We start from the raw sequence: 8,297 nt of genomic DNA, 5'->3' as shown, positions 1-8,297 counted from the left end.
ACATGGAATTCCCCCCGGAATGAAACGGCCTGCCCGGCCGCGACGGGGAACATGGCATGGCGGCTAAACGGGTGGAAGAGGCGATTGCGGTATTTGCATCGCGAAAGGCGCAGCGTTGCCAAGCAAGACCCCTCTCCGATTTGCTTCGCAAACCACCTCTCCCCACTCCGTGGGGCGAGGAACCCAAGTCTTGCAAGGATGCAGCTTCGGCGATTGGCGTTTCCTCGCCCCCACATGGTGGGGGAGAGGTGGCCGCGAAGCGGCCGGAGCGGGGGCGGTGCGACCGGGCTCAACGATCAGGCTTCAGCAGAGTCCAGATCCAACCAACAAAGGTGAGCACCAGGAAGGGATATCCGGCAGCGGGCAGCGGCGCCGAGGTCGGCAGCAAAGGCGCGCCCCACAGGATCAGGCCCACTGAGACGACAAACAGCAAAGCGGCCACGACAGCGGTGAGCCGCATCCACAGGGCGAAGGTTTTCGGCGCGCTGACCATGACCAGCGCCGCCGCCCAGAGCGAGATGCCGCCGACATAGGAGGGCACGCTGGCCTCGAGCCCCGCCGCATTGCCGGCGAGCAGCAGGCTCTCGCCGGCGAGGAAGGTCAGAAATCCGGCCGCCACGCAGTCATTGCCCTGCCGCTGATATTTCATCGTCAGCAGCGCGGTCGCCACCACGAGCGCCACGCCATCGATCGTCCAGAGTGTTTCGCGAAGGGACGCGCTGGCGACGAAGGTGCCGGCAAGGCCGGAGGCGCCGCCGATGGCGAGGCCGATCGCGGCGATGGTATCGGAGATAGTAGGGCTAGCGGAACGCATTTGAGAACCTCCCTCCAGCGCATGGATACTTCAGGATAGCGCGTTCTCCAATGAGCCCACTGTCACGCGGGGGAGCGCGTTGGCCGGCGCGCATTTGATGGCATTGAGCGGCGGCTCGGCGAACTGGACGCTGACGTCGCCGGCATGCGCCGCCGGCGCAACAGATGCGGCAAGGCAGCGCGCGACGGCGATGCGCCGCGCGGAAGCGCTAAGACACATGATGATTCTCCCCGGAGGAAAACGGCCTGCCCTGCCGCGAGAGCAGAGCACCGCAAGTCGCGCAGATAATATAAATCATCGGATAGCCGTTCTTTGTGCATTCCTGCCCCTCTTCACTCCTCATTCCGCCGAAGCTTCATAGTAAGTCGCTGCTCTCCCAGACGTTGAATTGTATCGGCAACATGCCGATCCCGGTCCGCACCTTTCTTGCCCAGAATATCGGCGCCGAACTCGGCAATCTGCTGACGCATCGGCTGCACGAACACCTTGTCGAGCCCAAATCTCAAAAAGCTATCCCGCATCTTCCACATGAGCGATTCCAGCATGGTCGGATTCGACCTGTACCGCTTGTGATAGCGCGATATCTCGCCGATAAATTCATTCATTCGCAAATCAGTCATTCCAGCTACCCGCAAGAATTCTGGAAAATCGTCCAACTCGACGGTCCGATATATTTCCTCAAGTTTTCCTGATGCCACGTACATCCGCGTGTATTGACTCACTATCTGTGGCACGTTCGCCACTATAAGTCTGACCATCTTTGGGTCCTTAATTTTGCCAGCTCCAAAATTCATTTCAAAACCGCCTATTTTTACCTTGCCATTCTCTAACAATAGCGATACGACCTTGAAGCAGAGCCCCGTCAACATTCCCCACCTGTTCAATATCTTGGTCAGGTGAGCTCTTTTTTGTACCACATTCAGCCTGTCCGAGTTTTTCAACGTTACGCTGTAGCAGGCGGTCAACTTTGCCCACCGAATCAGCAAATCCTGTTCATCTGGCCGTTTGAATCGTTGTACGAACTGTGACGGTTTCTCGATGCTTGGCTCCACCTCGGCATCGCGCTGCTCTGGACTGTGCTGCTCGTCGATGCTATCTTGCATTGCCTCGACAAACTCCTCCATCTTACTTGCTTTTGGGAGTTTTATCTTGCTCACTGACCTCCGGTCGACATACCGTCCGAATTCACCTTCGATGTCTCCCGTAAGGCTATCGTGTAACTTCTCAATGGCCTCGACCGTTGCCACATCACCTCGATGTATCCCCGTGTACATGTCTAGTTCCGAAATGAAGTCGTGAACCCTATCTTCGTGTAGAATAAAGCTCTTAAACTGCGGCTCTTCCCCCATTCTGCGTGCTATTAAGTAGCTGAACACAACTCTGTACCTAAAATATATATTATTCCCGTAGTTCTCGAATATCGTTTTGTCGATAAAGTGATTAACTATAGCTTGTGCATCTCGTTTCATTCCTCTATGTCTATAGTACTCTTGAATCAATGCATAAAGCTCAGAGTATTCGGCGCACTCTATGTTTCTAATTACGTACGCCTCTGCACAATAGCATAGTATCGTGAGTTGCTCTGTGTAATCGAAATCGTCCTGATATACGATGGTCGAGAGGCCCTTACCTAGAGATTGTTCAACAAAATTCTCTATGACTGCTGCTGCGTTAATAGGCGCATATTTTCTTTTTTCTCTCAGAACCGTTAAGTACATACATATAATTGGTCCGGTAAGCGGGATGCCGATCGTCTTAAATTTGAATCTAATCTCCTCGACGATGACATCACGATCAAGATTCTCCGGCAGGGGGAACTTTCGAACTAACGCTCGTACTTCACTTCTGTCAAAAGGATATAGAACCCACGATCTGTGACCAAATGGCAGATCAATCTTAGCTTTAACCTTGCTGCCATGCATAGCGAAGGGTGCCTTTGCACATATGACGAAACGCGCTTTCGGTACCAGACGGTATGCCTCCGCAAGCCATCGGCGATGATCTGCAGCCGCCGGGTCGAAGTTGTCCACTAAGATAATATAGGGTTGATCACCCGACCGCGCCGACCAACCGAAAACGGGATGCTCCACCTGTGGCATACCGGCTTTAAGCATGCTCAAGACGATGGCGGGATATCCCTTCGTTCCGCGAATATCTACATAGATGGGGATTCGCGGAGTCCTTACTTTCCTGCACGACGCCGAGTACTCCATTGCCAAATATAGTAGGAAACTGGTCGCTCCAGTCTCATCTGTGAAGTGGCAGCAAAAGTGATCATCGACGTCCTTGACGTCGCCTTCCCCGCGATGTTGCTCTGATGGCTGCCCCCCGTCCGCGGACTTGGAGAGGTCAACTTCTCCAAACGTCGGAAATACATAACTTTGGTGTAGCTCCATTCCCAGCATCGCTAGATTCAAGTTGGAGAAATAATGATCTTTAACAAGTCCTTCTAGATGCTTATAAAGGTCTTCCGCCGTATATTTCTTGGATTGCTGGAACCAAAACGCTTTGTCAGCGGGTCTTGGGTAGAAGATACCTTCCTTTGCGACATTTGTTGCTACGTCAAAAACGGCTCTTTGATCATAATATGATCGATATAAAGAAAACGAGTGGTCTCCGTCGATAGACGTGTAGCTATACCCCTTGAAATAATCACTTCGCGCAAAAAGTGCTCCAGACTGAAGGTAGACAACCTCGCTATCGGCCGAGCGCTGCGCCATCGGGTTGGCGTTGTGCACGTGTCCAAAGAATACAAAACGCGTCGTGCTGCGGACACGCGGTTCGACCAAACGGAAGTTACCTTCTTCAAAGTCAGTGAGGGGGAAGTGGTTCACTAAGGCAAACGAGCGACCGCCATCAAGCTTCGATACGGCGTCTTCCAGTGCACCAAGCGGATAGATCAGTTTACCGCGATCCTGCAGTGATCCTTCAAGCGAGCAGGAAAATGCAGAGTTGGTGGCAACGAATTGTAGTTCACCGACTTTGGAGATCCGAAAGAAGGGGTTGTCCCACTTCAAATCGAGGTACTCGCAAAGCTCAAAAAATCTCTTGCCGAGATCCTGAGCGTACCCCGTTAACGCCTTGTCCTGGTAGTATTTCTCGATGACGTTGCTGTCACCCATATTCTTGCGCAAAGCATCGAATACAGGCTGATGTGCCTTCAAAGCAGACCGACTAATATCATGATTACCAGGGCATAAAACAAGTGAGGAGGCAGATACGCCAGATATCTCGAACAATTTCTCAAGAAAATTATCTATGGCATACAGATAGACATCTTCCTCGTCAGGATCGTTTACAATGTCTCCCGAGAAAACGATAGCATTTGGCTTACCTTGACTATCTATAGTCGATCTTAGGTCACCAAAAAATTTATTTACAAGGAAGTTCCTCTGCTCGGCATTTTTCTTTGAATAGTGCAGATCGCTTATGTGCAGAATCGAATATGACATTTGTCGCCCCCACTTGCGCAAAGCAAATCGACGGCGAATCGGGTAGTCCTGTCAATCCCCCATCTTCAGCGCCTGGATAAACGCCTCCTGCGGGATATCCACCTTACCGAACTGCCTCATCCGCTTCTTGCCCTCTTTCTGCTTGTCGAGCAGCTTGCGCTTGCGTGAGACGTCGCCGCCGTAGCATTTGGCGGTGACGTCCTTGCGCAGCGCCGAGATCGTTTCGCGGGCGATGACCTTGCCGCCGATCGCCGCCTGGATCGGGATCTTGAACAGATGGTGCGGGATCAGCTCCTTCAGCTTCTCGCACATCTGGCGGCCGCGCTTTTCGGCCGCCGTGCGGTGGACCAGCATCGACAGTGCGTCGACCGGCTCTTCATTGACCAGGATCGACATCTTGACCAGGTCGCCCTCGCGATAGTCGGTGAGATGATAGTCGAAAGAGGCATAGCCCTTGGAGATCGACTTCAGCCGGTCGTAGAAGTCGAAGACCACCTCGTTGAGCGGCAAATCGTAGATCAGCATGGCGCGCTTACCGACATAGGACAGGTCGGCCTGGATGCCGCGCCGGTCCTGGCAGAGTTTCAGGATGCCGCCGAGATAGTCGTCGGGGGTCAGGATGGTGGCGCGGATCCATGGCTCCTCGATCGCCGAGATCTTGACCACGTCGGGCATATCGGCCGGGTTGTGCAGTTCCTTGACCGTGCCGTCGTTCAGCAGCAGGCGGTAGACGACGCTGGGCGCGGTGGCGATGAGGTCAAGGTTGAACTCACGCTCCAGCCGCTCCTGGATAATTTCGAGATGCAGCAGGCCGAGGAAGCCGCAGCGATAGCCAAAGCCGAGGGCGGCGCTGGTCTCCATTTCGAACGAGAAAGACGCGTCGTTGAGGCGCAGCTTGCCGACGGCGGCACGCAGGTCCTCGAAATCGGCGGCGTCGACCGGAAACAGACCGCAGAACACCACCGGCTGCGCCGGCTTGAAGCCGGGCAGGGCTTGTGCCGTCGGGCGCTTGTCCTCGGTGATGGTGTCGCCCACGCGGGTGTCGGCAACTTCCTTGATCGAGCCGGTGAAGAAACCGAACTCGCCGGGGCCGAGCTCGTCGACATTGATGCGGGCGGGCGTGAAAACGCCGGTGCGCTCGACCAGGTATCTGGCGCCGGTGCCCATCATGCGGATGGTCTGGCCCTTCTTCAGCACGCCGTCGATGATGCGGACCAGCACGATGACGCCGAGATAGGCGTCGTACCAGCTGTCGACCAGCATCGCCTTCAGCGGAGCGGTGATGTCGCCCTCGCGCGGCGGCGGCAGATCGTTGACGATCGCTTCCAGCACGTCGGGAATGCCGAGCCCGGTCTTGGCCGAGATCAGCACCGCGTTGGAGGCGTCGATGCCGATCACCTCCTCGACCTGCTCGCGGATGCGCTCGGGCTCGGCGGCGGGCAGGTCGACCTTGTTCAGCACCACGACGATCTCGTGGTTGTTGTCGATCGCCTGGTAGACATTGGCCAGCGTCTGCGCTTCGACGCCTTGCGAGGCGTCGACGACCAGCAGCGAGCCTTCGCAGGCGGCCAGCGAGCGCGACACTTCATAGGCGAAGTCGACATGGCCGGGCGTGTCGATCAGGTTGAGGATATAGTCCTGTCCATTGTTGGCGCGGTACTTCAGCCGCACCGTCTGCGCCTTGATGGTGATGCCGCGCTCGCGCTCGATGTCCATCGAGTCCAGCACCTGCTCCTTCATGTCGCGCAGCTCCAGCCCGCCGGTCGACTGGATCAGCCGGTCGGCAAGCGTGGATTTGCCATGGTCGATATGGGCAACGATGGAGAAGTTGCGGATGTTCTTGATCGGCGTGGTCATGCGGCGCGCTTTAGCAGGGGCACGGTATATCGGCAAGCGGCGGGGCGTGGGTGCGGCGGCGGCGAGGCAAAGTCGTTAAACTTTGATCCATGAGATTAGAGCATAGTTCGCGCCCGGCGTGATAGCCCACCGGTCTATCGCCGTTTCGGGGGATCGGAATGCCGCTGTCAGCACGCAAATTTCTCAGATCGGTGAGCGGCTCGTTCGCGCCATTGCTCGCCATTTTGCTTATCCCGATGGTTGCCGCATTGGGCTTTTCCATCGACTACACCTCGGCGGTTTCAACCAGGGCCTCGATGCAGAACGCGCTCGATGCCGCGTCGCTGTCGATCACGACGCTGGAGACGACCACGTCACTGGCGGACCGCCAGGTGAAGCTGCAGGAGTCCTACCTTGCCAATGGCGGGGAAGGCACGGCAAAGCTCGACAGCTTCGTCGTCGCCACCGACGGCGCCGCCAGCATCAAGGCTTCGGCCGGCTTTGCCATGCCGACGGCTTTCATGCAGATCGCCAAGATCAACACGGTGCAGGTCGGCGTTGCGTCGGCAGTGACAAAGCGGCCGGCATTGGTGGAGGCCACGTTCAAGGTCGACAAGGTGTCTGGCTGGTGGGACAAGACGGTGACGCTCTACGGCACGAAATCCGGGGACACGGTGGCCAATAAGCTGATGAGGATTTCCTACGCCTACAACAGGTTTGGCGATCCGAAAGGCTACGGAACCTCCTCTGTGTACACGATCAATGGGACGACGGAGACGCTGGTCCAGAAACAAGTATGCACGACCACCACGGTGCTCAGCTTCTACGGCTTGCCCACCGGCACAATCACTCAGATCAGCGGCACCAGGAAATATGCAACCACCTGCGTCAACACGATGTATCCCGCGACCGGCGCCGGTGCGGTGATCGACGTGAAGGACATGGATAACCTGTCGCTGGAGATGAAGATTCCGAATCCCAACCCTGGTCTTGGCGGGGGCTATTTGGCCTCAGGCACGAAAACAACCCTGCGATCGGACGATCCGGTAACTTCCGACCGATTGTTCATCGACAAGGTCAAGACGCTAGCCAATACGACTGTCGACATCTTTACGGCCGTGCCGTGCGGCATCACCAGCAGTCAAGCGTGGGAAGATGGCGGATCACTTACCAACAACACCATAACGGACGCCGATTTTTCCTATTTCGTGACCGGCAAGTGCGCCTTCAACAAGCGCCCTTCGGAGACCGTGCTTACACAATAGCCGGGCCGAGTGCCGATCTCCCCCCGTTTGGACCAGGGACATCGCGAACAGTTGTGCGAGGACATCGCGAACAGTTTGGCGCGCTTTGCGCTGGGGGCTCGGGATGCCATTCGAGGACACGAGCGCGATGTCCCCGGTCCAAACATGGGGAGATCGGATGTCGCCTCGGCTCTCGCCAATCCCTGAGACGAAAAACTTCTCCTCAATCACGAAGCGGTGATGCTGTAACGAACCGTGTGTCGGCGGCGAAGTGTGGACATGGAACCGCACATGAGGACAGCGATGACCGGATTGAAACGCAGCACGGCCCTTGCCGGGCTTGCCCTGGCCCTGTTTTCGACGACTTTGTTTTCGGCAATTGGGTTTTCGCTAACCAGCGCGGCTGCCGGCCAGACGCTGACCGTCGTCGAGCTGTTCACCAGCCAGGGCTGCTCGTCTTGCCCGCCGGCCAACGCCAATCTGATCAAGGTCAAGGACCGGCCCGGCGTGCTGGCGCTGTCCTTCAACGTCACCTACTGGGACTATCTCGGTTGGAAGGACACATTCGGCAAAGAGGAATTCACTCAGCGCCAGGTCCGCTATGAACCGTCGCTCGGCCGTTCCGGCCCGTTCACGCCGCAAGTGGTGGTCAACGGCAAGGCCGATGCGGTCGGCGCCAGGCCGGGCGAGATCGAGCAGCTGATTTCGAGCGGCGGCCACGCCGACGGACCTTCGCTGTCGCTCGCCGGCGGGAAGGTCAGCATCGGCGCCGGTGCGGTGCCCGGCGGCAAGGCCGATGTCTGGCTGGTGCGTTACGGCAAGGGCGTCATCGAGGTGCCGGTGGCCCGCGGCGAAAACACCGGCCGCACGCTGCCGCACGCCAATGTCGTGCATTCGCTGACCAGGCTGGGCAGTTGGACCGGCGGCGCCATCGCGCTGCCGCTGCCGGCG

Annotated in this window: 6 protein-coding genes; 2 read left to right on the top strand and 4 right to left on the bottom strand. The window is 57.1% G+C overall.

Annotated features, from left to right (window positions below; translation table 11 throughout):
• Positions 1 to 289: 289 nt before the first annotated feature.
• From E5W70_RS28130 to lepA, 4 genes are all read right to left on the bottom strand, one after another.
• On the bottom strand, positions 290 to 814 hold the full coding sequence (locus E5W70_RS28130) for a hypothetical protein (protein WP_292664587.1): 525 nt from the start codon (positions 812 to 814) through the stop codon (positions 290 to 292).
• Positions 815 to 844: 30 nt separating this feature from the next.
• A complete protein-coding gene (locus tag E5W70_RS28125) occupies positions 845 to 1,033 on the bottom strand; it encodes a hypothetical protein (RefSeq protein ID WP_292664586.1) in 189 nt (62 codons plus the stop codon).
• Positions 1,034 to 1,146: 113 nt separating this feature from the next.
• Complete coding sequence (locus E5W70_RS28120; protein WP_292664585.1) at positions 1,147 to 4,266, bottom strand: metallophosphoesterase; 3,120 nt, start codon at positions 4,264 to 4,266, stop codon at positions 1,147 to 1,149.
• Positions 4,267 to 4,317: 51 nt separating this feature from the next.
• The gene (gene lepA / locus E5W70_RS28115) at positions 4,318 to 6,123 is read right to left on the bottom strand and encodes a translation elongation factor 4 (RefSeq protein WP_292664584.1); all 1,806 of its coding nucleotides are present in this window, start codon (positions 6,121 to 6,123) and stop codon (positions 4,318 to 4,320) included.
• A gap of 158 nt (positions 6,124 to 6,281) precedes the next feature.
• Here lepA and E5W70_RS28110 point away from each other — a divergent pair, with 158 nt between their 5' ends.
• Both E5W70_RS28110 and E5W70_RS28105 read left to right on the top strand, forming a co-directional pair.
• On the top strand, positions 6,282 to 7,367 hold the full coding sequence (locus E5W70_RS28110) for a TadE/TadG family type IV pilus assembly protein (protein ID WP_292664583.1): 1,086 nt from the start codon (positions 6,282 to 6,284) through the stop codon (positions 7,365 to 7,367).
• A gap of 282 nt (positions 7,368 to 7,649) precedes the next feature.
• Positions 7,650 to 8,297: DUF1223 domain-containing protein (locus E5W70_RS28105; protein ID WP_292664582.1), on the top strand; the 648-nt coding region annotated here is incomplete at its 3' end.

The organism is Mesorhizobium sp., from assembly GCF_005063415.1.
GTDB lineage: Bacteria > Pseudomonadota > Alphaproteobacteria > Rhizobiales > Rhizobiaceae > Mesorhizobium.
Note: the sequence above shows the minus strand (reverse complement) of the source record. Positions and strands in the feature narration are given on the sequence as shown.